This is a genomic window from Pedobacter sp. CFBP9032 (assembly GCF_034045265.1).
GTDB lineage: Bacteria > Bacteroidota > Bacteroidia > Sphingobacteriales > Sphingobacteriaceae > Pedobacter.
Genome location: NZ_JAXCWE010000051.1, coordinates 1 through 291, shown reverse-complemented (window position 1 = coordinate 291; position 291 = coordinate 1). Strand labels below are relative to the sequence as shown.

Annotated in this window: 1 protein-coding gene; it reads right to left on the bottom strand. The window is 27.5% G+C overall.

Annotated elements, in window-relative coordinates:
• A partial coding sequence (locus tag SOM16_RS23105) for a hypothetical protein (RefSeq protein WP_320466357.1) occupies positions 1-291 on the bottom strand: 291 nt, incomplete at both ends.

The following is a 291-nucleotide window of genomic DNA, read 5'->3' as shown; positions in this document are numbered from 1 at the left end:
GAAACAAACACCCCATAAAACCAATTGTATTCTCATCAATTATATCAATAATTAACTGTCCACCATCTGGGTTATCTATTAAAATTTTATCATTTTCAACTTTAAATGGAAATCTCAACGTTGATTTAGTTATACCATTGTAGTAATATCCATCTTTTAATTCAAGAAAACCTACTATAGAACATCCGCTTTCATAATTATTGTTGTTGTTTTCTTTATTCTGAACATATTCGTAAATTCCATCTAATGATTTGCTGTCTTTGCACGAAAACAACATTGTTAAAACAAAAA